The following is a 23,663-nucleotide window of genomic DNA, read 5'->3' as shown; positions in this document are numbered from 1 at the left end:
TATTTTTCGGAGATGCTCCATGCGCAAACCGCTGATTGCCGCTTCCCTCGGCATGCTGCTGCTGGCCGACCTGGCCCAGGCACAGACCCTGGTGGCCACCAGCAACATCATCGTGCGTGCCTTTGGCCGTTCGATCGACTTCACCTCAGACACCACCACCTCGATCCGCGACTCCAAAGTGGTGCGCGAAGCCCACGACGACGCTGCAAGCTTCGTCGCCAGCAACGGTGACATCCGCGGCGTACAACTCGAGGCGGCCTTCAATACCCTGCGCGAGCGAGTACCGGAAGCGCGCGGCGCCAGCGACCAGGTATTGGCTGAAGCCATACTCGCACTGTGAAGCGCGTGCGTGCCTGGCTGCTTGGCTGCGCCCTGACGCTGCTCGGCACGCCCGCCTTGGCCGACCTGCAGCTTGAGCTGCAGGCGTCCGGCCTCGACCCACAACAAACAAAAGCCTCCCAAGCCCTGCTCGACGAAGCCATGGGCAAGCTGCCACCGCGCTTCAAGCAACAGCTGGACCGCCGCGTGCGGGTCAGCTGGAGCGACAACATGCCTGCCGACGCCTATGGGCAGGCATCACTGATATCCACCCTCGAGCTCAACCGCCGCTTGCTGCCCAGCCTCGCCGATGGCAGCGCCGCCGCCGAGCGCACCGACCGCCCACATGGCACGGTGCGTGAAGAGCTGCTGGCCACCGTGCTGCACGAGCTCACCCATCTCTACGACCGTGCCCGCCTGTGGCCCAGCGCCGAGAATGCGCTGATTGCACGCTGCAAACGCCAGCAAGGCACGCTGGGCAAGGTCGGCCTGCCGGAAGAATGCCGCGGGCAGGCCGAGCGCCGCTTCACCCTGAGCGACGACCCACGCCTGCTCGACCTGGCCGGGTGGCAGCAGTACGTGGGCCGACGAGGCGAGCGCGAACAGCACAATGGCCAATTCGTGCGCAGCCCCGACAGCTATGAGTTGAGCAGCCCCAAGGAATACATCGCGGTCAACATGGAGTATTTCCTCCTCGACCCGAGCTACAGCTGCCGTCGCCCGGCGCTGTATCAGTACCTTCGCGAACACTTCGGCTGGGCACCCCAACAGGACACCTGTGCCAAGGGCCTGCCATTCATCAATGCCGGCAGCGACTTCGCCCGCCAGCCCCTAGGTGAAATAGACCCGGAAAGGGTCTACGAAGTGGACTATCTGCTGGCTGAAGCCAATCAGAACCTGGTCAGCCGCTGGGGGCACAGCATGCTGCGCCTGGTGATCTGCAAGCCGGGCCGCCCACGCGGACCAGACTGCCGCCTGGACCTCGATCAAAGCCTGGTGCTGTCGTACCGCGCCTTCGTCAACGACGTGCAACTGTCCAGCTGGGACGGCCTTGTCGGCAACTACCCGTCGAGGCTATTCGTGCTGCCGCTGGGCCAGGTGATCGACGAATACACCAAGACCGAGCTGCGCAGCCTGGCCTCGGTGCCCTTGAAGCTCAACCGCGACGAAATCGAGAACCTGGTGCGCCAGGCCGCCGAGATGCACTGGAGCTATGACGGCAACTACTGGTTCCTGTCCAACAACTGTGCCGTGGAGTCGTTGAAGCTGCTGCGCAGCGGCACCGCCAATCCACGCCTCAACGACCTGGACAGCATCATGCCCAACGGTTTGCTGGCCGTGCTCAAGGGCAGGGGGTTGGCAGACACCAGCGTGCTTGATAACCCGCGCGAAGCGTTACGCCTGGGCTACCGCTTCGATTCTTACCGCGACCGGTACCAGGCCATGTTCGAGGTGCTGAGAAAGCAGTTACCAATCAAGCAAGCTCTGGTTGAAGACTGGCTGGCCCTCAATGCCGAGCAGCGCCGTAGCTGGTTCGCCAAGGCTGACCTGCGCACCAGCGCGGCACTGCTTCTGCTTGAACAGGCCAGCCTGCGCCGGCAGCTTCTGCTGGCCCAGGACGAGGTCAAGCAGCGTTACCTGAATGCCGCAGCCTTGAAGGATGGCAGCATCAACAAAGCCGATGCCACGCTCAAGCAAATGCTTGCCAACAGCGGTTTTCTCAGCCGCCCGGCAGAGTTGCTCGATTCCAAAGGCTACGGGCTGCCGCAGCCAGAAGAGCGCAAGCACCTGGAGCAGGTGAGCAGAGAGCGCCAGGCACAGCTGTTGCGCTTGAGCACCAGCCTGGACAAAGAGGTGAGGGCGCTGCTGGAGCCGTCGCGAGCCAAGGAAATCGCAGCGGTCGAGGCCAACGTGAAGCAGATCGGCGAGCACTTGCGGGCGTTGCACAAGGCTGCTGGTGGCCTGCAGTTGTGATGTATGAAGGGCTGGCCCTTTCGCGGGCGAGCCCGCGCCTACAGGCGCTCCTCATCTTCCGAGGGCAAATCCTCATCCAGTTGCAGCCAAGGCAACCGGCTGCCTGCCCAGATATGTCGGTTGGCTCGTACCCGCTCAGGGTGATCCAGCGTCGCCACCGTCACATCGATCGTCTGCGGGCTATGCGTGGTCACCAGTGCCACATGCGCCCCACACTGCCCACAGAAGTAGCGGCTGCAACTGGCAGGCGCCACATAGCAGCTCGGCTCGCCCGTTAACCACTGGAACCCAGAACGGGGCAGGGTAAGCCAGGTGACCACCAGTCCACCGCTGACCCGCCTGCAGATCGAACAATGACAGTGGGCAATGTCCGTCAGGTTGCCCTCCAGCCGATAACGCAGGGCTCCACAATGGCAGCCACCTTCGGTTACATCCTGCATCACCTACCTCTCGTCACCTTTGCTTCAGCGAAAGCTGGCTGAAAGCTTGCCCTTTTAGGATAGCGCCCACTACCGGCACAAGACCGGTCAGCCAGGGCACCCGGTCAATACCGCGCCCGGCCCAATCAACAACAACAATGGTGATTCTGATGTATTCCTGTGCCCGCCTTTTCGTAGTCCCCCTCCGCATGCTCCCCGCACAGCGCCCTACGCGCTGATACGCCCGAATCGACTGTCCTTTCGCCGCGCCACGCCTGGAGTATTGCCATGCTGACCTTCCTCGGCTTTGCCATGGTCATCACGTTCATGTACCTGATCATGACCAAGCGCCTTTCGGCCTTGATCGCGCTGATTCTGGTACCGATCCTGTTCGCCCTGTTCGGTGGTTTTTCCGCCAAGATCGGCCCCATGATGCTAGAGGGCATCAGCAAGCTCGCACCTACCGGCGTGATGCTGATGTTCGCCATCCTCTATTTCGCCCTGATGATCGATTCCGGCCTGTTCGACCCGGCCGTTCGCAAGATCCTCAAGCTGGTCAAGGGCGATCCGCTGAAAGTCTCGGTCGGCACCGCTGTACTGGCCCTGGTGGTCTCGCTCGACGGTGACGGTGCCACCACCTACATGATCTGCTGCGCCGCCATGCTGCCGATGTACAGCCGCCTGGGCATGAGCCCGCGGATCATGGCCGGCCTGATCATCCTTGCCGGCGGCGTGATGAACATGACCCCATGGGGTGGGCCGACCGCGCGTGCTGCCAGCGCCCTGCACGTAGACCCGTCAGACATCTTCGTACCGATGATCCCGGCCATGTTGTTCGGTGTACTGGCGATCCTGGCCATTGCCTACATGTATGGCAAGCGTGAGCGTGCCCGCCTGGGCGAACTGCATCTGCCTACCGACGACATCGACCACAGCGAAATCACCGTCTCGCAGTACCCGGACGCACGCCGGCCCAAGCTGCTGTACTTCAACGGTGCCCTGACCGCTGCCCTGATGGTCGCGCTGATCGCCGGCCTGCTGCCGCTGCCAGTGCTGTTCATGATTGCCTTCAGTATCGCCATGATCGTCAACTACCCGTGCCTGCAACAGCAGAAGGACCGCATCGCCGCCCACGCCGGCAGCGTACTGGCCGTGACCGGGCTGATCTTCGCCGCCGGCATCTTCACCGGCATCCTGTCCGGCACCGGCATGGTCGACGCCATGTCCAAGAGCCTGCTGGCGGTCATCCCCGAAGCGCTGGGCCCATACCTGGCCGTAATCACCGCGATCGTGAGCATGCCGTTCACGTTCTTCATGTCCAACGATGCGTTCTACTACGGCGTGCTGCCGGTGCTGGCCGAAGCCGCCAGCCACTATGGCATCACCCCGGTGGAAATGGCCCGTGCGTCGATCGTCGGGCAGCCGGTACACCTGCTCAGCCCGCTGGTACCCTCCACCTACCTGCTGGTAGCCCTGGCCGGTATCGAGTTCGGCGATCATCAGCGCTTCACGCTCAAGTGGGCAGTGCTGGTATGCCTGTGCATAATGCTCGGCGCACTGCTGATGGGGATTTTCCCGCTGTTCAGTAGTCTTTAATACATCCGTATCACGTACGCGACGCGCCCTGACCGGGGCGCGTTGCCATTACCGCTCGAAGGAAAATACATGGAATGGCTGACCAGCCCGGAAATCTGGGTTGCCTTTTTCACCCTTACCGCGCTTGAGATCGTCCTCGGTATCGACAACATCATCATGATCTCGATTCTGGTCAGCCGCATGCCCAAGCACATGCAGCCACGCACCCGGATCTTCGGCCTGGCCCTGGCCATGGTCACCCGTATCATGCTGCTGCTGTCGATTACCTGGGTCATGCGCCTCACCGCCGACCTGTTCGTGGTCTTTGGCCAAGGCATCTCCGGGCGTGACCTGATCCTGTTCTTCGGTGGCCTGTTCCTGCTGTGGAAGAGCTCGCAAGAGATCTACCACGGTCTGGAAGGCGAGGACGAGAACGTAGAGGAGCCCAAAGGCGCAGGTGGCAAGTTCTTCTACACCATCATCCAGATCGCCATCATCGACATCGTGTTCTCGCTGGACTCGGTGATCACCGCTGTGGGCATGGTTTCCCACGTACCGGTGATGATCGCCGCCATCGTTGTGGCCGTGCTGGTGATGATGCTGTGCGCCGGCGCCATCAGCAATTTCATCGACAAGCACCCGTCGCTGAAGATGCTCGCGCTGTCGTTCCTGATCGTGGTCGGTACTGTACTGATCGCTGAAGCGTTCGAAGTGCATGTGCCGAAGGGCTATGTCTACTTCGCCATGGCCTTCTCGCTGGCGGTGGAAGCCATCAACATCCGCATGCGCACCGCCATGGCCCGCAAGGATGGCAAGGATCATGAACCGGTGAAACTGCGCAAGGACATTCCGGGTCAATAAGGCCAAGGAAGTGCAGCACAACAAGGGCCCTTCGCAGGGCCCTTTTTAATGCCTTTTTTCTGTGCGTTTTTTCCTGCGCGTTGTCACTGTGGTGGCTTGCCCGCGAAGCAGCCCCCACGGGCAGTCATTCGTTTCAAGATCTGTTTCAAATAAATGACTGCCATGCGAAGCTGGCGACAGCTGGGCAAAACAGCTAAAGCTTTGAGTGAGCACCGAAAATTCTTCAAACGCTCACGTTTCTTTTCTTGGCCCGATGGGCCTATGCAACAGGGGGCCTTCGCCATGCTGACCCTGCTCAACCTGCTCTCGGCCGTAACGCTTCTGGTCTGGGGTACCCACATTGTGCGCACCGGTATCCTCCGGGTATTCGGCTCGAACCTGCGACGCATCATCAGCCAGAACATGGACAAGCGCCCGCTGGCATTCATCGCCGGTATTCTGGTCACGGCCATGGTTCAAAGCAGCAACGCTACGGCCATGCTGGTCACCTCGTTCGTCGGCCAAGGCCTGATGGCCATGACCCCGGCGTTGGCGATCATGCTGGGTGCCGATGTGGGTACCGCACTGATGGCCCGGGTACTGACCTTCGACCTGTCCTGGCTGTCGCCACTGCTGATCTTCCTTGGCGTGATCTTCTTCCTTTCGCGCAAGCAGACACGGGCCGGCCAACTGGGCCGAGTGGGCATCGGGCTTGGCCTGATCATCCTGGCACTCGAACTTATCGTGCAGGCAGCTGCGCCGATCACCCAAGCCCAAGGCGTGAAAGTGCTGTTTGCCTCACTGACCGGCGACATCATGCTCGACGCTCTGGTCGGGGCAATGTTCGCCATGATTTCCTATTCCAGCCTGGCCGCCGTTCTGCTCACAGCGACACTGGCCGGCGCCGAACTGATCAGCCTGCCGGTCGCCATCGGGCTGGTGGTCGGCGCCAACATCGGCAGCGGGCTGCTGGCCTTCATCAGTACCAGCATGCAGAACGCCGCCGGGCGTCGGGTGGCCTTGGGCAGCCTGCTGTACAAGCTGATAGGCCTGGTGCTGATCATCCCTGTGCTGCACCCGCTGGTGGCATGGATGGACTCGCTGAGTTTCAGCCCTCAGGAACTGGTCATCGGCTTTCACCTGCTCTACAACACGCTGCGCTGTCTGATCATGCTGCCCACGGTCAAACCGATGGGTCGGCTGTGCAACGCCCTGCTACCTGAACGGGAAATCGGCAATGGTCAGGTGCGCCCGCGCCACCTTGACGCCTCGGCCCTGGAAACGCCCAGCCTGGCCCTGGCCAACGCCGCCCGCGAGACCTTGCGCCTGGGGGACATCGTCGACAGCCTGCTCGAAGCCATGCTTGGAGCCCTGCGTGGCACCCAGACCGCCATGCCACAGCAAGTTCGCGCCTTGGGCGAAGACGCCGAAGCCCTGTACAGCGCAATCAAGCTGTACCTGGCGCAGATGTCACGGGAAGACCTCAGCGAACAGGACAACCGCCGCTGGGCCGAAATCATCGAGCTGTCAATTAACCTCAAACTCGCCTGTGACCTGATCGAACGCATGCTGCGCAAGGTCCAGCAGCAGAAAACCAGCCAGCGACGGGAGTTTTCCCAGGTAGGCCTGGAAGAGCTGACCGGCCTGCAGGAGCAATTGCTGGCCAACCTGCGCCTGGGCCTATCGGTGTTCCTCAGTGCCGACCCGGAAAGCGCCCGCTTGCTGCTGCGGGAAAAACGCCGGTTCCGTGCCCAGGAACGGCGCCTCGCCCACGCCCATGTCAGCCGCCTGCAGCGCAAGGTCGTGCAAAGTATCGAGACCAGTTCGCTACACTTGGAGCTGATCGCCGACATGAAGCGGTTGAACTCTTTGTTCTGTAGCAGTGCCTATGTGGTACTGGGCGGCTCGGACACCGGAGGGCTGATGCTCGACAGTGTGCCCGATGAAGCCCGCCTGCCGTGATTTCTCCTAGCTGAGGACCCTCGCTCGCCCATGCGTTGCCTGATGTTCGTTTGCCTGCTGATCTGCAGCCTGCCCTCGTTCGCCCTCGACCGCTCGCGGGTTGAAGGCTACCTGTTGCCCAATGGTCTGCAGGTCACCCTGAAAGACGGCTACGAACGTGACCATGTGGCGATTCGTCTGGTGGTCGGCGTGGGCCTGGATGATTTCGACTGCGAGCAGAAAGAGCTGCCACACCTGCTTGAGCACCTGCTGTTCAGTGGCATCGACGAAACAGGCGAAGGCGGGCTGGAAGAGCGCCTGCAAGCGCTCGGCGGAGAGTGGAACGCCTATACCAGCAGTGCCGACACAACCTTTGTCATCGAGGCCCCGGCACGCAACCAGCGCAAGGTCCTCGACCTGCTGTTGGCAGTCATCCGCGATACCACCATCGACGCCAAGGCCCTGGCCACCGCCAAGCGCATCATAGAGCGCGAGGACGGCGGCCACTATGGCCATCTGCAGCGCTGGCTCGACCGCCAGGACATCGGCCACCCCGCCAGCGACCAGTTGGCCACCGAGCTGGGGCTGAAATGCCCGGAGCGCTCCAACCTCGACGACATGACCTTGGCGCAAGTTCAGGCGTTGCGTGACCGCTGGTACGCCGCCAACAACATGACCCTGATCATGGTCGGTGGCCTCGACCGCCTGCTTCCGGCCTATCTGGAGCGGTCGTTTGGCGAACTGCCCGCCACTGAACCCGAAGAGCGCCGCAACCTTGAAAGCATCACCCGACAGGCCGAGCAGCGTCGCAACCTGACCCGCGGCTGGCTGGGTGATGGCGTCAAATTGCACTGGCTGTTCATCGAGCCGGTGCTGGACAACGACCACCAAGCCACCCTCGACCTGCTGTCCCGCTACCTGGACTGGGCGCTGTACGACCAGCTGCGCCTGCGCAACGAGCTGTCCTACGGCCCCTCCGTGCAGCGTGAGAGCTTTGGCGACACCGGCCTGCTCAGCCTCAATGCGGACCTTGAGCGCGATGACATCGACAAGGCTGTCAAGGTGATGCAGGCCCTGTTCGACCACCTGCGCAAGGAAGGCCTGGACCCGGACACCTTCGCCCGCATCAAGGAAGCCAGCATCGCCAAGGAAAGCTGGAGCACCCAAGGCAACAGCGCCTTGGCCGACTACTACTGGGGGGCGCTGAACGACTATACCGACGGGCGCTTTGCCAACCCGATGCGCAAGCTGCGCCAGGTCAGCCTGGAACAGGCCAACGAGGCATTGAAGGATCTGCTCAAGGAAGATGGCTATGTGCGCATCGAAAAGCCGTTGCTAGGCTATGACGAGCTTTACGGGCTGATGGCCTTGCTTGTGGGGCTGGGCCTGGCGGCGGGGCTGTTGCGCTGGCGGCGGCATGGACCTGAACGGCCCAGTGGTGCTACACGGCAGCGGTAAATCGGCGGTATCCTTTTGCCAGTACCGACCCTTTCGCGGGCTTGCCCGCGAAGAGGCTGGCACAGCCACCTCACTTTTCTGTCGTAGCCCCCAATGCCCCAAATCCCCCATATCGTCCAGCGCATCATCGAACTCCTCAAGCGCTACCCGGGCATCATTGCGCTCGGCGGTTTCCTCTCCGGTATCGGCAGCTTCATCCTGGTCGACCGCCAGGCTGGCCTGGCCAGCTGGGTCGCCGTGCTCATGCTGGTCAGCTGGGTCTGGCTGATGCTGGAGAACACCCTCACCGGGCTGTTCGCGCGCACTTTCAACCGCGAGATTCCTCAGCCGCTGCTGCGCTACGCAACGCAGATGATCCACCAGGAAACGCTGTTCTTCGTGCTGCCGTTCTTTTTCATCACCACCACCTGGAACAGCGGTCAGCTGGTCTTCACCGGCTTGCTCGGCGCCGCCGGCCTGGTTTCGATCACCGACCCGCTGTACTACAAGTGGCTGGCACCACGGCGCTGGCTGTTCCTGGCGCTGCATACCCTGACGTTGTTCGCCGCTCTGCTGACCGCGCTACCGATCATCCTGCACCTGACCACCGCACAAAGCTTCAAGCTGGCCCTGATCGCGGCCATGGCTCTGTCATTCCCCAGCCTGGCCAGTAGCTTCCCGATCAGCAACTGGCGCCGCGCCGTGGCACTGGTGCTGGTTACCCTGTCGGTCGGTGCCGGCGGCTGGCTGCTGCGCTCCTGGGTACCGCCGGCAACCCTGTGGATGACCGAGGTGGCGGTGAGTACCGAAGTCATGAACCGCCAACCGGGCGACTCGCTGGACGAAATTGCCGCCAGCCGCATCCGCAGCAGTGGCCTGTATGCCTACACCGCCATCAACGCGCCACGCGGCCTGAACGAGCGGATCTACCACGTTTGGCAGAAGGACGGCCAAGAGGTCGACCGCATTGCCCTGGACATCCACGGCGGGCGCAAGGAAGGCTATCGTGCCTGGACCCACAAGCAGAACTTCCCACCCAACCCGGTAGGCAAGTGGCAGGTGAGGGTGCTGACCGAGGATGGACAAGTGATTGGCGTGCTGCGCTTCAAGGTGGTCAATGATGCCCCCGCGGGTAGTTGACCCCCTGCCTTGCGCAGCACAAGGCGGCTGCAGGTCACTGTTGCCAAGCGTACACACAGCACATAATCACCAAACAGCCCATGCCCCCTGCGCTATGATCAGCCCCTAAGCCTTAGCGCCGAGTCAATTGCATGGAGCCTATGACCAACCCCAGCGCCACCCTGGACACCAGCAGCCAACCGGCCTGCCTGCGTATTACCGGTGACTGGACCCTGGCACACTACGCCAACCTCAAGCGCGAGAGCGAGCGCCTGCGCTCGCATTGCCCTGCCGACACCGTCGCCGACCTCAGCCAGCTGGGCCGCCTGGACACTGCCGGCGCTTCGCTGCTGGCCGAACTGCTAGGCTCCGAGCGCCTGTCGCACTGCACCCACGCGCTGCCTGAAGCCAGCCAGGCGCTGCTGAAAAACGTCTACTGCTCGGTCCAGGATTACTGCATCCCGGTCAAGGAGCCCGAGCGCAATGTGCTGTTGCTGCTGCTGGAGCGTATCGGCCGCGCCGTCGGCACGCTGTGGCAGGACAGCATGCAGCTGCTTGGTTTCGTCGGTGTGATTCTGGAAACCTTGCTGCGCCGCGCCTTCCAGCCACATCGCTGGCGCTTCACTCCTGTGGTGGCACATATTGAGCAGACCGGGCTGGACGCCGCGCCCATCGTTGCGTTGCTGACCTTTCTGGTAGGCGCCGTAGTCGCTTTTCTCGGTGCCACGGTGCTGGCCGACTTCGGCGCGACCATTTTCACCGTCGACCTGGTTGCGTTCTCGTTCCTGCGCGAGTTCGCCGTGCTGCTGACAGCCATTCTCATGGCCGGCCGCACTGCCAGCGCGTTCACCGCGCAGATCGGCTCGATGAAGGCCAACGAAGAAATTGACGCCATCCGCACGCTGGGCCTCAACCCCATGGAGCTGCTGGTGGTGCCGCGGGTACTGGCCCTGCTGATTTCGCTGCCGTTGCTCACCTTTGTCGCCATGATCTGCGGCATCGTTGGCGGGGCGGTGGTATGCGCCCTGACACTGGATATTTCGCCGGCCATGTTCCTGTCGCTGCTGCAAAGCGACATTGGCGTGCAGCACTTCCTGGTAGGCCTGGCCAAGGCACCGTTCTTTGCCTTCCTGATCGCCGCCATCGGCTGCCTGGAAGGCTTCAAGGTCAGCGGCAGCGCCGAGTCGGTGGGGGCTCACACCACCTCGGCAGTGGTGCAGTCGATTTTTGTGGTCATCGTGCTGGATGCGGTGGCAGCGCTGTTCTTCATGGAGATGGGCTGGTGAGTGGCCAGAATTGCGTAATCGAAGCCCGCGGCATCTGCAACCGCTTCGGCCGCCAGGTGGTGCATGAAAACCTTGATCTTGACCTGTACCGCGGCGAAATCCTCGCCGTGGTAGGCGGTTCAGGCAGCGGCAAATCGGTGCTTCTGCGCAGCATCATTGGCCTGCGCCGGCCCAATGAAGGGCAGATCAAGGTGCTCGGCCAGGACCTGACCGACCTGCGCGAAGAACAGCGTTCACTGGTCGAACGGCGCTTTGGCGTGCTGTTCCAGAAGGGGGCGCTGTTCTCTTCGCTGACGGTGACCGAAAACGTGGCCTTGCCGCTGATCGAGCACGCTGGGCTGTCTCGTAGCGATGCCGAGCACCTGGCCGGGGTGAAACTGGCCCTTGCCGGGTTGCCGATCTCGGCTGCCGACAAGTACCCGGCCTCGTTGTCGGGGGGCATGATCAAGCGCGCAGCGCTGGCCCGCGCCTTGGCCCTGGACCCGGACATCCTGTTCCTCGACGAACCCACGGCTGGCCTGGACCCGATCGGTGCCGCGGCATTTGACCAGTTGATCCTTACCCTGCGCGATGCGCTGGGCCTGTCGGTGTTCCTGATCACCCACGACCTCGACACCCTGTACACCATCACCGACCGCATCGCGGTGCTGTCGCAAAAGAAGGTCCTGGTGGCCGGCCCGCTGGCCGAGGTCGAGAAGACCAACGACACCTGGATCCAAGAATACTTTCACGGCCCACGCGGGCGCGCAGCCGAACAGGCTGCCACCCGTGCCGGGCAGGAGCGCTGAGCAATGGAAACCCGAGCCCATCACGTCCTCATCGGCCTGGTCACCGTTCTGGTGGTGACAGGGGCCATGCTGTTCGGCCTGTGGCTGGCCAAGTCCAGTGTCGACGACGCCTTCAAGGATTACGAAGTGGTGTTCAACGAAGCCGTGTCCGGCCTTTCTCCCGGCAGCACGGTCCAGTACAACGGCATCAAGGTGGGCGATGTGTCCACCCTGCGTCTGGACCCGAAAGACCCGCGCCGGGTACTGGCACGCGTGCGCCTGAGCGCCGATACCCCCGTGAAGGAAGACACGCAGGCCAAGCTGACCCTGGCCGGCGTCACCGGCAACTCGTTCATCCAGCTCAGCGGCGGCACCCCGCAAAGCCCCGAGCTTAAAGGCAAGGATGGCAAGCTGCCGGTGATCATCGCTTCGCCATCGCCAATCTCGCGTCTGCTCAACGACAGCAGCGACCTGGTGACCAACATCAACATGCTGCTCCATAACGCCAACCAGATGTTCTCCGAGGACAACATAGGCCACCTCAGCAACACGCTGGCCAACCTCGACAAGACCACCGGCGCCTTTGCCGGCCAGCACGGCAGCATCGCCGAGGCCATCGCACAGCTGGTGCAGGTGGGCAAGCAGGCCAGCGCCACCCTGGCCGAAACCCAGGCATTGATGCGCAATGCCAACGGCCTGCTGGATAGCGAAGGCAAACAGGCGATCGGCAGCGCCGAACAGGCCATGCAGTCACTGGCCCAAAGCACGGCAACCATCAATAACCTGCTCCAGAACAACAGCGAGGCTATCGGTGACGGCGCCCAGAGCCTGAACCAGCTTGCCCCGGCCATTCGTGAACTGCGCGAAACCCTGAACGCACTCAAAGGCATTTCCCGGCAACTGGAGGCCGACCCAAGCGGCTATCTGCTTGGCCGCGACAACAACAAGGAGTTCCAGCCATGAATCCGTCGCTGCGCCTGCTGACCCTGGCGGCCTCGCTGAGCCTGGCCAGTGCCTGCTCGATCCTGCCGCAGAGCGAACCTGTGGATCTTTATCGCCTGCCGGTGAACCAGCCCAGCCGCACAGCGCCGCCGCTGGACTGGTCATTGCGCCTGAACAAGCCGCTGGCCAGTGAAGTGTTGGCCGGGCCAAGGATTGCCGTGGTTCCCCAGGGCAATGTGGTGAGCAGCTACAAGGGCGCGCGCTGGAGCGATGCGGCCCCGGTGCTGCTGCGTAACCGCTTGCTCGACGGGTTCCAGCGTGAGGGCCAGGTACAGCGCCTGAGCGCTGACGACAGTAACCTGCAGGCAGACTACGAACTGGCCGGCGAGCTGCAGGCATTTCAGAGTGAATACCGCACGGATGGGGCAGTGGAGGTGGTGATCCGCTATGACGCTCGCTTGGTCCAGGGCCGCAACCAACGCATCCTGGCCAGCAAGCGCTTCGAAATCCGCCAACCGCTGGACGACAAACAGGTATCAGCAGTGGTCGCCGGCTTCGGCCAGGCCAGCGACCAGCTGGTGGGGCAAGTCGTGAACTGGACCATCACCCAGGCCAATCAGGCACAACTGAAGCTTCAGGCAAAGAACCAGTAGCAGACGAAGATCGCCGCGACTACCCCTGAAAACTCGGCCAGCAGTGCGCAACCGACCGCATGGCGCACGCGCTGGATGCCCACGGCACCAAAGTACACGGCCAGTACGTAGAAGGTGGTTTCGGTGCTGCCCTGAATCGTCGCTGCCACCAAGGCAGGGAAACTGTCCACGCCTTGGGTCTGCATGGTCTCGATCAGCATTGCCCGCGCTGCGCTGCCAGAGAACGGCTTGACCAGCGCGGTGGGCAGGCCCTCGACGAAGCGCGTGTCCAGGCCCATCCAGCTAACCGCATGGCGGATACCGTCCAGGGCCAGCTCCAGGGCACCCGAGGCGCGCAGCACACCCACCGCCACCAGCATCGCCACCAGGTAGGGCAGCAGGCTCTTGGCCACATCGAAGCCTTCCGTGGCGCCTTCGACAAAGGCTTCATACACCTTCACCCGTTTCAGGGCGCCCACCACCAGGAACAGCATGATCACGCCAAACAGCGTGAGGTTGCCCAGGAGCGACGACAGGCTGGCCAGCGCGGCGGCCGACAGGGTGCCAAGAAAAGCCATGAAGCCTCCCAGCAGCAAAGCGCCGGGGATGAAGTAGGCAAGCACCACCGGGTCCCACAGACGCAAACGCTGCATCACTGCCACCGACAGCAGACCAACCAGGGTCGAGACGCTGGTCGCTAGCAGGATCGGCAGAAACACCATGGTCGGGTCTGGCGCGCCTTGCTGGGCCCGGTACATGAAGACGGTTACCGGCAGCAGGGTCAGCGACGAGGCGTTGAGCACCAGGAACAGGATCTGCGCGTTGCTCGCGGTGGTGCTGCCGGGGTTCAGCTCCTGCAGCGCGCGCATGGCCTTCAGGCCAATCGGCGTAGCAGCGTTGTCCAGTCCCAGGCCGTTGGCAGCGAAGTTCATGGTGATCAGGCCCAGGGCCGGGTGGCCGGGCGGCACCTCCGGCATCAGGCGGGCGAACAACGGGCCCAGCACCTTGGCCAACCATTCGACGATGCCGGCCTTTTCGGCGATCTTGAGAAACCCCAGCCACAGTGTCAGCGTGCCGAACAGCAACACCATTACTTCGACCGACAGCTTGGCCATTGCGAAGATGCTTTCGACCATTGCCGCGAAGATGCCTGCGTTGCCCCCCACCAGCCATTGGGCCATGGCGGACACCGCCGCCACCAGGAAAAAGCCGAGCCAAAGGCCGTTGAGCATCCGTATGTTCCCCCTGAAAAGTGCCCGAATAATAGCGTATCGCAGCCTGTGACTGGCGATCGCGAGCCTTTGTAGGCGCGGCTCAAGATCTCGCAGATAACAAAAAGCCCCGACAAGTCGGGGCTCTTGGTCAAACAGCCATCAGGCTCAGCGCTTGGCGGTTTCGCCAACCACTACAGCTCCCTGCTTCTCGGCCATCAGCGAGGCGTAGTACTGCTCGCCCTTGACCGCGTCGTACATGCCTTCCCAGCGAGCAATGACCAATGCAGCCAAGGCGTTGCCCACAACGTTCAGTGCAGTACGGGCCATGTCCATGATGCGGTCCACGCCCGCGATGAAGGCCAGGCCTTCCAGCGGAATGCCCACGCTGCCCAAGGTGGCCAGCAGTACCACGAACGATACGCCCGGCACACCCGCGATACCTTTGGAAGTGACCATCAGGGTCAGCACCAGCAGCAGCTGCTGGCTCCACGACAGGTCGATACCGTACAACTGGGCAATGAAGATCGCCGCGATGCTCTGGTACAGGGTCGAACCGTCGAGGTTGAACGAATAGCCGGTCGGTACCACGAACGAGCAGATCGACTTCGGCGCGCCGTACTTCTCCATCTTCTCGATCACCCGCGGCAGCACGGTTTCCGAACTGGAGGTGGAGTAGGCCAGGATCAGCTCATCTTTCATGATGCGCATGATCTTGATCACCGAGAAGCCGAACAGGCGGGCAACCAGGCCCAGTACCATGAAGGCGAAGAAGGCAATGGCGAAGTACACCAGCACCACCAGCTTGGCCAGCGGCAGCAGCGAGCTGAAACCGAAGTTGGCCACGGTCACCGCAATCAGGGCGAACACGCCGATCGGGGCGTAGTTCATGATCATGTGGGTGACCTTGAACATGGTCTCCGAAACAGCCTGGAAGGTACGCACCAGCGGGTCACGCAGCTCTGCCTGCAGGCTCGACAGACCCAGGCCGAACATCACCGAGAAGAAGATGATCGGCAGCATTTCGCCACGCATCAGCGCTGCGAAGATGTTCGACGGAATCAGGTTGAGCAGGGTTTCGATGAACGCGTGCTCATGTTGTACTTCGGCCGCTGTCGCCTGGTACTTGGAGATATCCACAGTGCCCAGGGTGCTCATGTCGATGCCGGCACCCGGATGGAACAGGTTGGCCAGCACCAGGCCTACGACGATGGCGATCGTGGTCACCACTTCGAAGTAGATGATGGTCTTCAGGCCGATGCTGCCCAGTTTCTTCGCGTCGCCAACACCGGCGATGCCCACGATCAGCGACGAAATCACGATCGGGACGACGATCATCTTGATCAGGCGGATGAAGATGTCACCAGCGGGCTGAAGGACGTTGCTGATCCACCATGCCTTTTCTGCACTGAAATGATTCAGTAGCGCGCCGATTGCAACACCCAGGACCAGACCGATGACGATCTGCCAGGCGAGGCTCAGTTTTGCCTTCTTCATGTCTTTACCCTTTGTTTTAGTGGTCATGGCACCTGGCGGAAACACGCGTAACAGAGCCATGGGCAAGGTCACGGGCAATAAAGGCTTCCGTCAGGCGACGTCATGTAAGGACACCGCAGGCGAGCGACAGGGCGCTCTGGCCAGCGAAAAAGGCGGCAACTATTGCGACGGCAAGGGGCGAAAGCTAATGCCTGAAACGCATAGCCCATGCCGTTCATGCATACTGTTTTCGACCTAGCCGGCAGCTTCGCAAGTGCTTGATTTATAACATTCGGAATCCCGAACAAGACCAAACCGCCATATTTCGGCAGATTTGGCGGGACAGATAGGACACGAAAGATGGCCTGTTCGACAATCCGAATGGCGGAAATGCCACTTGTAGCAGCACCAAGAAGGTCGAAAAAAATTTGATGTACGGTCGAGACAAAATGTGTCCCAGGGGAAAAAACGCGCAAGGGAAGCGACGTTTCCTACACGGCTCCTCGGAAGTCAGGTCTGGCAAGGTATCCCTGTGACACCGCCGACCTGAGACTTCCGATTCCGCCTTTCCTGACCCGGCCCATTACTGGAGGCACTCCCTGTACCCCTAGGCCACTCCGGTCCTGTAACAATCAGAGCAGCCCGACCCCTTGGTCATGTGCTACCCCTCCTCGGGGCGGCGCATCATAGAAGGCTGAACTATAGAAAGCTTCAGCTTCTATTACGTGACAGTGAGTGACCTTTCATCCGTACCGGCAACAAATGCTCAGTACCAGTTCGGGTCACGCTTGAGCTGCTCCTGCAGCATTGCCTTCATGCCGTCGTCAGGTTCGCCCAGCCAGCGGTACTGCGCATGACGGGTGGGCGACTTGTCGCTCGGCAAACCTTCGGGCACCTCGACGAGCATCCCGTAGGCATCATCCTTGTCCCAGCTGAACGCCACGATCAGCCGCTTGTAGGTGCAATTGTCCTGTTTTTCGCACAGCGGGCCGACCAGATACTTGTCGCCGTCCTCAGTAACGGCAGACATCTGCTGCTGAGAACTGCCGGTCAGATTGACCACCCAATCGGGCAGGCGTTCCTCGCCTTCGAGGGTGTCCTGCCAGGTTTCCCGGTACTCCGGGTCCGAGCCGAGCAGTTGGTCGACCCGAACCTGGCCGTCATTGGCCGCCATGGCCGCCGCGCTGCCGCCCAGCAGCAGGGCGGCGACCACGGCTGAACGAAGCTTCCTGCTCATCTTCAACCTCGTCCGCGTCCAAAGAAGAAGGAGGCTACAAACAACACCAGGAAGACAATGAACAGGATCTTGGCGATACCTGTAGCAGCGCCCGCGATACCACCGAAGCCCAATACAGCGGCGACAATGGCGATGATGAGGAAAGTGATAGCCCAACTCAGCATGGTAGTTCTCCTTTCTTTTTGCGGAATCGATCCGGCCGCCTGGTCAGAAAACCCAGCGCTCCTGGGGAACAACTTTTTCCACAGTGGCCGGTGAGACAATGGCCTGGCCAGCGGGCTGCCAGTCAGCGGCCTTGACCAAGGTGTTGGCACGAGTTGCCTGAATTTGCGTCAACAGGGCAGTCTGAGCCGCCACCTGCTCAGCCAGACGCGCCGTCTGCAAGCTGTAATAGAAGAGGCCAGCGGCCAAGGTCAGCAGCATCGCCATGCCGAGTGTCAGCATCTGGCGCAAAGGCAGTGCAGCGCTCTGCGAGCGGTTGACGGATTGGCGGTTCATGCTGGCTCCTCCTGCTGTATTTTTTGTTCAAACCTGAACAGGTAATTGCAGCCTGCATGCCAGCCTTTTGATTTAAATAAAATCCTTATAAATCAACTAGTTAGTGATTATTAAAAAACACTGTGAGGACGTATCCTGCACGATGACGCCTGTGTGGTCGTGCGAATTGCACGATCAGCCTTCCACCTTGGTCGCGACTTTCAGCAGGTCAGCATCCACGCCCCGTACGCCGATGATTTGCCGGGCGATCTCCACGGCGATGGTTTTCTGCTCCGCGCTGACCACCTCGCCCGAGAGCCGCACCATGCCTGCTTCGCTGGCCACCTTCAGGTTCAGGCCATCGAGGTTGCGGCTGAAGCGATAACTGCTCTGGATCTTGTCGATGATCCAGCTGTCGCTTGGCTGCGGCCCGATTGGCGCGCCCGCCGGTGTTTCCCGCGCCTTGGCCATGGCGGCGGTATCGAGGCTGACCAGGTTGTTGACCAGGTACACGCCGTCGGTGGTACGCGCTACCACGCCCGCCAACTCCTTGGCTTCGGCACTGTCGACCTTGCCACGCAACGTCACCACACCCTCGCTGCTCTGTACTTCTATAGGTGCCTTTTCGGTGGTACGGCTCCACAACAGCCGAGCACGGATCACCGCCGCCAGGGTCACGTCCTCCAGGCGCTGGGCGTAGGCACGCAGCTCCTGCGGACGCTCCACCAGTTGGGCATTGAGCTGCAGCAGGTTCTCTACCTGTTCGATGCCCCGGGTAGCACGGGCCACGTCCTCGGCCAGCTGCCGCTCGACCTCGTTCTCCACCTCACCGGAAAGCCGCGCCTGCTTGCCGTCCACTTCAACCTTGATGCGAAATGAATCAAGCATGCGGTTCAGTGACAAGGCGGTTTGCAGGGCGCCTTCCAGGCGCGCGTCCTGCACAGGGTCGGCGAATGCCGGGGTAAAGATTGGCAGCAGGGTGGCGGCCAAAACGGCTGTACGCAGGGAAAAGGGCATGACAGCGCCTCCTTCGTGGGCAAAATCTGAAAATCATCGCAACCAATGTGCCAGCGCGTGCCTCTAAGCAAATCATTGAAGAATCACGGCTTGTAGACATCGTTTGGCCACTGGCTAGCATGCAAAGGACAGAATCCTTCAGAATTGACCATGCAACTTGCCCGATTTTTCCCACACTAAATAAAGATCTTTCCCTAAGGAGCACAGGAAATGGAATCAGCCCAGGACAACCAAGGCCGAATTCTGCTGGTGGATGACGAGTCCGCGATCCTGCGCACGTTCCGCTACTGCCTGGAAGACGAGGGCTACAGCGTGGCCACGGCGAACAGCGCCGCCCAGGCAGAAACCCTACTGCAACGCCAGGTGTTCGACCTATGCTTCCTCGATTTGCGCCTGGGTGAAGACAACGGCCTCGACGTGCTGGCACAGATGCGTATCCAGGCCCCGTGGATGCGGGTGGTGATCGTCACCGCGCACTCGGCGATCGACACTGCAGTAGACGCAATCCAGGCCGGCGCTGCAGACTACTTGGTCAAGCCATGCAGCCCCGACCAGTTGCGCCTGGCCACTGCCAAGCAATTGGAGGTGCGCCAGCTTTCTGCACGCCTGGAAGCGCTGGAAGGTGAAATACGCAAACCCAAGGACGGCCTCGACTCCCATAGCCCGGCCATGATGGCGGTGCTTGAAACCGCCCGCCAAGTCGCCATCACTGACGCCAACATCCTCATCCTTGGCGAATCGGGTACCGGCAAGGGCGAGCTGGCACGGGCCATCCATGGTTGGAGCAAGCGTGCACGCAAAGCCTGCGTGACCATCAACTGCCCGTCGCTTAACGCCGAGCTGATGGAAAGCGAGCTATTCGGTCATACCCGCGGCGCCTTCACCGGCGCCAGCGAAAGCACCCTCGGGCGGGTCAGCCAGGCTGACGGGGGCACGCTATTCCTCGACGAGATCGGCGATTTCCCGCTGACCTTGCAGCCCAAACTGTTGCGTTTCATCCAGGACAAGGAATACGAACGCGTCGGCGACCCGGTTACCCGGCGTGCCGATGTACGTATCCTGGCTGCCACCAACCTCAACCTTGAAGAGATGGTGCGCGAAAGCCGCTTTCGCGAAGACCTGCTGTATCGCTTGAACGTGATTACCCTGCACCTGCCCCCGCTGCGCGAGCGCAGTGAAGACATCCTCATCCTGGCCGACCGCTTCCTCGCCCGTTTCGTCAAGGAATACTCCCGGCCCGCCCGCGGTTTCAGTGACGAGGCGCGAACCGCCCTGCTCAACTACCGCTGGCCTGGCAACATTCGTGAACTGCGCAACGTAGTGGAACGGGCCAGCATCATCTGCCCGCAGGAACGCGTGGAGATCAGCCACCTGGGCATGGGTGAACAACCCGCCGGCAGTGCCCCGCGCGTAGGTGCCGCACTTAGCCTGGATGAGCTGGAGCGTGCCCATATCGGTGCCGTACTGGCCGCCAGCGATACCCTCGACCAAGCCGCCAAGACCTTGGGCATCGATGCTTCTACCCTGTACCGCAAGCGCAAGCAGTACAACCTATGAAATGGCCGCCCATGAAGCTGCGTACGCGGCTTTTCCTCAGCATCTCGACGCTCGTCACCGTGGCGTTGCTGGGGCTGCTACTGGGTCTGGTCAGCATGCTGCAGATGGCTACAGTGCAACAGCGACTGGTGCGCGACACCACCCATGCCCTGGAAGTGGGGCTGAAGTTGCGCCAGAACCTGGGCGAACAGCTGATGCTGATTCTCGATGAAGACACCGCCCCGGAAAGCCTGCGGCTGCTGCAGGAAAACTTCCAGGACCTGCTCAACCAAGGGCTGGAGCAAGGCGGTGAGCGCACCGGTTTCAGCAAGGCCAGCAGCAACTACCAGGCCTTCCTCCAGACCTATCGCGACAGCGCCACACCCGCTCGCAGCATGGGTGTCGATCAGCCGCTTGGGGCCGCGTTCAATCAGGTGCGCACCGACCTCATCGATTCTCACAAGCAGGCATTGGACCTGATTACCCGTAGCGAGGAACGCACCCGTGACCGCGCCTTGCTAGTCAGTGGTGTACTCGGCCTGATGGGGTTGGTGGTGTTGGTACTGGGGTTTATCACCGCGCACAACATCGCCCGGCGTTTCGGCCAGCCGATCGAAGCCTTGGCCAAGGCGGCCGACCAGCTAGGCAAGGGCAATTTCGACGTTACGTTGCCGGTTACCCAGGCCGCCGAGCTTAACCAGCTGACCCGCCGTTTTGGTCTGATGGCCGATGCCTTGCGCAAGCACCAGGCCACCAACGTCGACGAGCTGCTGGCCGGCCAGCAGCGTTTACAGGCGGTACTCGACAGCATCGACGACGGCCTGCTGATCATCGACCGTCAGGGCCGCCTCGAGCACCTCAACCCGGTGGCGCAGCGCCAGCTGGGCTGGAACGACAGCCGCTTGGGCAGCAGCCTGGTCGAAGCCCTGCAGCGACCCGAGCTTGAGCAACAACTGCGCCAGGTTCTGCGCGGGGGCAGCCTCGACCGGCCACCGGACGACCTGAACATGGAGGTCGATGAAGAATCACGTCTGCTCACCTACAGCCTGACCCCGGTCAGCCACCCGCAGGGACCAATCCTCGGCGCGGTGATGGTGCTGCACGATGTGACCGAGCAAAGGGCCTTCGAGCGGGTGCGCAGCGAATTCGTGCTGCGTGCCTCCCACGAACTGCGTACCCCGGTGACCGGCATGCACATGGCCTTCGGCCTGCTGCGCGAGCGGGTCAAGTTCCCGCCCGAAGCCCGCGAGAACGACCTGCTGGAAACCATCGGCGAAGAAATGCAGCGTCTTACCCAACTGATCAACGACCTGCTCAACTTCTCCCGTTATCAGAGCGGTTTGCAAAAGCTCGAGCTGGCCCCCTGTGCCATCGACGACCTGCTGGACCACGCGCAATCGCGCTTTGCCGAACAGGCCGCGCACAAGCAGATCGAGTTGATCAAGGAACTGGACCCGCCGCTACCGCGCATCCAGGCCGACGTCGCCCAGTTGGACCGGGTGCTGGACAACCTGCTGCACAACGCCATCCGCCATACCGCCAACGGCGGGCGCATCCGCCTGCATGCCAGACGGCATGCAGAACGGGTGATCATCAGCGTAGAGGACAACGGAGAGGGCATTTCCTATGGGCAACAAGCGCGCATCTTCGAGCCTTTCGTGCAGGTAGGTCGCAAGAAAGGCGGCGCTGGGCTGGGGCTCGCACTGTGCAAGGAAATTGTGCAGCTGCACGGCGGGCGCATGGGCGTGTTTTCACGGCCGGGGCAGGGGACCCAGTTCTACATGGCGTTGCCGGTCTGATCGCTTCGACGCGCCTACACCCGCCGCGGCAGGTGCCCACGAGTCACCAACTCGGCAAACTGCCGGGCGTTCAACGGCCGGGCAAACAACCAGCCCTGGCCATAATTGACCCCCTCGCTGTTCAGCAGCACCGCCTGGTCCTCGAACTCGATTCCTTCGGCAATTACCCGCAGGTGCAAGTCATGGGCCATGCGGATGATATGCGGGGCCACACCGCTACTGGCGGCATCGTGGCCCAGAGCGTCGATGAATGCCTTGTCGATTTTCAGGCAGTCCACTGGCAGGGTTTGCAGGTAGGCCAGGCTGCAATAACCGGTACCAAAGTCGTCGATCAACACCTGGTGCCCCACGGCACGTAGCGCCTGCAGATTGTCACGGGCGACCACCACGTCGATCAGGCCGCGCTCGGTCACCTCGAAGGCAATCTGGCTGGGCGCCACTCGATGCAAGGCCAGCAAGCGCGCCGCCACCCGGCCAATACGTGGCACCATCACATCGCAGGCCGCCAGGTTTATCGATATGTATAGCTTGGGGTGCGAGCGCAGTAGCTGTCCGAGCTGTTCAAGCACACGCTGCAGGACAAAGTCGGTGATCTGGCGAATCTGCCCGGTATTCTCCGCCAGCGGAATGAAAAGGTCCGGGCTGGTCAGGGTGCCGTCCGGGCGGCGCCAGCGCACCAAGGCCTCGGCGCCCACACAGCGCCGGCTGTCGAGCTCGATGATTGGCTGGTAGAGCACCTGCAGCTCTCCACGACGCAAGGCATTCTGCAACTCTGAACTCATCGACCGTCGTTGCAGAATCAACTGCAGTACCAACCAACCGATGCAGCAGGCCGCCAGCACGCTACCGGGGAACAGCAACCAGAGCATGCCGTTCATCTTCAACGGCAGACTGGCCCTCGGGGCAATCAGCACCAACTGGTAATCCGGCGACTTGGTCGGCATTCGGTAGATCAGCCGATCACTGAGTTCCAGCAGCGACTTGTGGCTGGTCGACCAGGCCGAGGGCGGTGGCCATACCTGTGGCGGGCCGAGCACCGGAATGGCCCGGGCGCCGTTGTCCAGCACCACCACCAGGCTGCCACCTGGGGGCAGGTCCACCACATCAGTCAAATGCCCACGGGAGGTGGACACCAGAAACTTGCCCCGACCCAGCATCAGTGCTGCCAGGTTCTCGTTCGGCTCGGTGGTGGTGTTAAGCCAGTAGCTGTACGTCGGCCCCTGGATATCTGGCGCCCGCAAGGGAACGAACGCTCGCTCATCACCGCGGTTGGAGCAGGCAACATTGCCATCTACATAAGCCGCTTCATAGATGAACCGCGAGTTCAGGCCAACCTGCTGCAAGGCTGCCAACATTGCCGGGCTGCAGCCGCGCAAGGGTTGGGCCTGCAGCAGATCGACCCCTTCGCGCAGTTGGCCGAACACCTGTTCGAGCCGTTCCAGAAAACGCTCGCCCTGGGCATTCATCTGTTCGCTTTCGCTTTGTTTCATTTGTTGCAGGGCAATGCCGATGCTGGCAGAGAGCAACACCGCGGCGCTGGCCAGCGCTGCCAAAGTGGCCAGCATCCAGGGACGGTAAAAAATTTGGCGCAGCAAGGCGATGAAGGCTGACATCGAAGGCATCCAGTTGATAACCAAGGTATAGCAACGGAATCAATAAT

Annotated in this window: 21 protein-coding genes; 13 read left to right on the top strand and 8 right to left on the bottom strand. The window is 61.8% G+C overall.

What is annotated here, in order from left to right; translation table 11 throughout:
• Positions 1 to 19 precede the first annotated feature (19 nt).
• The gene (locus ACF8O8_RS12630) at positions 20 to 340 is read left to right on the top strand and encodes a DUF2388 domain-containing protein (RefSeq protein ID WP_003252932.1); all 321 of its coding nucleotides are present in this window, start codon (positions 20 to 22) and stop codon (positions 338 to 340) included.
• Positions 337 to 2,292: a DUF4105 domain-containing protein gene (locus ACF8O8_RS12625; RefSeq protein WP_274147252.1), complete on the top strand. Its 1,956-nt coding sequence runs from the start codon at positions 337 to 339 to the stop codon at positions 2,290 to 2,292. Before ACF8O8_RS12630 ends, ACF8O8_RS12625 begins: the two co-directional genes overlap by 4 nt.
• Before the next feature lie 38 nt (positions 2,293 to 2,330).
• Here the strand turns inward: ACF8O8_RS12625 and ACF8O8_RS12620 are convergent, their stop codons facing one another.
• A complete protein-coding gene (locus ACF8O8_RS12620; RefSeq protein ID WP_392509779.1) occupies positions 2,331 to 2,732 on the bottom strand; it encodes a GFA family protein in 402 nt (133 codons plus the stop codon).
• A gap of 267 nt (positions 2,733 to 2,999) precedes the next feature.
• Between ACF8O8_RS12620 and ACF8O8_RS12615 the strand changes: the two genes are divergently transcribed.
• The 9 genes from ACF8O8_RS12615 (at position 3,000) to ACF8O8_RS12575 (ending at position 13,271) form a co-directional block, all read left to right on the top strand.
• On the top strand, positions 3,000 to 4,307 hold the full coding sequence (locus ACF8O8_RS12615; RefSeq protein ID WP_010951541.1) for a CitMHS family transporter: 1,308 nt from the start codon (positions 3,000 to 3,002) through the stop codon (positions 4,305 to 4,307).
• Between the two features lie 69 nt (positions 4,308 to 4,376).
• Complete coding sequence (locus ACF8O8_RS12610) at positions 4,377 to 5,147, top strand: TerC family protein (RefSeq protein ID WP_049588412.1); 771 nt, start codon at positions 4,377 to 4,379, stop codon at positions 5,145 to 5,147.
• 282 nt (positions 5,148 to 5,429) lie between these two features.
• Positions 5,430 to 7,088, top strand: coding sequence for a Na/Pi cotransporter family protein (locus tag ACF8O8_RS12605; RefSeq protein ID WP_104962844.1), 1,659 nt, complete (start codon positions 5,430 to 5,432; stop codon positions 7,086 to 7,088).
• Positions 7,089 to 7,118: 30 nt separating this feature from the next.
• Positions 7,119 to 8,525, top strand: coding sequence for a M16 family metallopeptidase (locus ACF8O8_RS12600; protein ID WP_392509778.1), 1,407 nt, complete (start codon positions 7,119 to 7,121; stop codon positions 8,523 to 8,525).
• A 93-nt stretch (positions 8,526 to 8,618) separates the two neighbouring features.
• Complete coding sequence (locus ACF8O8_RS12595) at positions 8,619 to 9,644, top strand: DUF5924 family protein (RefSeq protein ID WP_010951537.1); 1,026 nt, start codon at positions 8,619 to 8,621, stop codon at positions 9,642 to 9,644.
• Positions 9,645 to 9,775: 131 nt separating this feature from the next.
• Positions 9,776 to 10,909, top strand: coding sequence for an ABC transporter permease (locus tag ACF8O8_RS12590; RefSeq protein ID WP_010951536.1), 1,134 nt, complete (start codon positions 9,776 to 9,778; stop codon positions 10,907 to 10,909).
• Entirely contained in the window at positions 10,906 to 11,697 is a 792-nt protein-coding gene (locus tag ACF8O8_RS12585; protein ID WP_392509777.1) for an ABC transporter ATP-binding protein, read from the top strand. The genes ACF8O8_RS12590 and ACF8O8_RS12585 overlap by 4 nt, the downstream gene beginning before the upstream one ends.
• A gap of 3 nt (positions 11,698 to 11,700) precedes the next feature.
• A complete protein-coding gene (locus ACF8O8_RS12580; protein ID WP_010951534.1) occupies positions 11,701 to 12,639 on the top strand; it encodes an MlaD family protein in 939 nt (312 codons plus the stop codon).
• Positions 12,636 to 13,271: an ABC-type transport auxiliary lipoprotein family protein gene (locus ACF8O8_RS12575; protein ID WP_014589268.1), complete on the top strand. Its 636-nt coding sequence runs from the start codon at positions 12,636 to 12,638 to the stop codon at positions 13,269 to 13,271. Before ACF8O8_RS12580 ends, ACF8O8_RS12575 begins: the two co-directional genes overlap by 4 nt.
• Here ACF8O8_RS12575 and ACF8O8_RS12570 read toward each other — a convergent pair.
• The 6 genes from ACF8O8_RS12570 to ACF8O8_RS12545 all read right to left on the bottom strand — a co-directional run bounded on the left by ACF8O8_RS12570 (position 13,253) and on the right by ACF8O8_RS12545 (position 18,668).
• A complete protein-coding gene (locus ACF8O8_RS12570) occupies positions 13,253 to 14,482 on the bottom strand; it encodes a nucleoside recognition domain-containing protein (RefSeq protein ID WP_010951532.1) in 1,230 nt (409 codons plus the stop codon). The genes ACF8O8_RS12575 and ACF8O8_RS12570 overlap by 19 nt on opposite strands.
• Positions 14,483 to 14,629: 147 nt before the next feature.
• Positions 14,630 to 15,958 (bottom strand): glutamate/aspartate:proton symporter GltP, encoded by a 1,329-nt coding sequence (gene gltP, locus ACF8O8_RS12565; protein ID WP_010951531.1) that lies wholly within the window; start codon positions 15,956 to 15,958, stop codon positions 14,630 to 14,632.
• A 745-nt stretch (positions 15,959 to 16,703) separates the two neighbouring features.
• A complete protein-coding gene (locus tag ACF8O8_RS12560; protein WP_010951530.1) occupies positions 16,704 to 17,174 on the bottom strand; it encodes an inhibitor of vertebrate lysozyme family protein in 471 nt (156 codons plus the stop codon).
• A 2-nt stretch (positions 17,175 to 17,176) separates the two neighbouring features.
• The gene (locus ACF8O8_RS12555; RefSeq protein ID WP_003252966.1) at positions 17,177 to 17,338 is read right to left on the bottom strand and encodes a DUF1328 domain-containing protein; all 162 of its coding nucleotides are present in this window, start codon (positions 17,336 to 17,338) and stop codon (positions 17,177 to 17,179) included.
• Positions 17,339 to 17,381: 43 nt separating this feature from the next.
• The gene (locus tag ACF8O8_RS12550) at positions 17,382 to 17,672 is read right to left on the bottom strand and encodes a hypothetical protein (RefSeq protein ID WP_049588414.1); all 291 of its coding nucleotides are present in this window, start codon (positions 17,670 to 17,672) and stop codon (positions 17,382 to 17,384) included.
• A 174-nt stretch (positions 17,673 to 17,846) separates the two neighbouring features.
• Positions 17,847 to 18,668, bottom strand: coding sequence for a BON domain-containing protein (locus tag ACF8O8_RS12545; protein WP_010951529.1), 822 nt, complete (start codon positions 18,666 to 18,668; stop codon positions 17,847 to 17,849).
• 210 nt (positions 18,669 to 18,878) lie between these two features.
• Between ACF8O8_RS12545 and algB the strand changes: the two genes are divergently transcribed.
• Entirely contained in the window at positions 18,879 to 20,225 is a 1,347-nt protein-coding gene (gene algB / locus ACF8O8_RS12540; protein ID WP_010951528.1) for a sigma-54-dependent response regulator transcription factor AlgB, read from the top strand.
• A complete protein-coding gene (locus tag ACF8O8_RS12535) occupies positions 20,222 to 22,003 on the top strand; it encodes a KinB sensor domain-containing domain (RefSeq protein ID WP_392509775.1) in 1,782 nt (593 codons plus the stop codon). The genes algB and ACF8O8_RS12535 overlap by 4 nt, the downstream gene beginning before the upstream one ends.
• A gap of 14 nt (positions 22,004 to 22,017) precedes the next feature.
• Here the strand turns inward: ACF8O8_RS12535 and ACF8O8_RS12530 are convergent, their stop codons facing one another.
• Entirely contained in the window at positions 22,018 to 23,616 is a 1,599-nt protein-coding gene (locus tag ACF8O8_RS12530) for an EAL domain-containing protein (protein ID WP_019437393.1), read from the bottom strand.
• Positions 23,617 to 23,663 lie beyond the last annotated feature (47 nt).

The sequence above is a fragment of the Pseudomonas sp. TYF_14 genome (genome assembly GCF_043105275.1).
Classification (GTDB): Bacteria; Pseudomonadota; Gammaproteobacteria; order Pseudomonadales; family Pseudomonadaceae; genus Aquipseudomonas; species Aquipseudomonas alloputida.
This window is presented reverse-complemented; position numbering and strand designations above follow the sequence as displayed.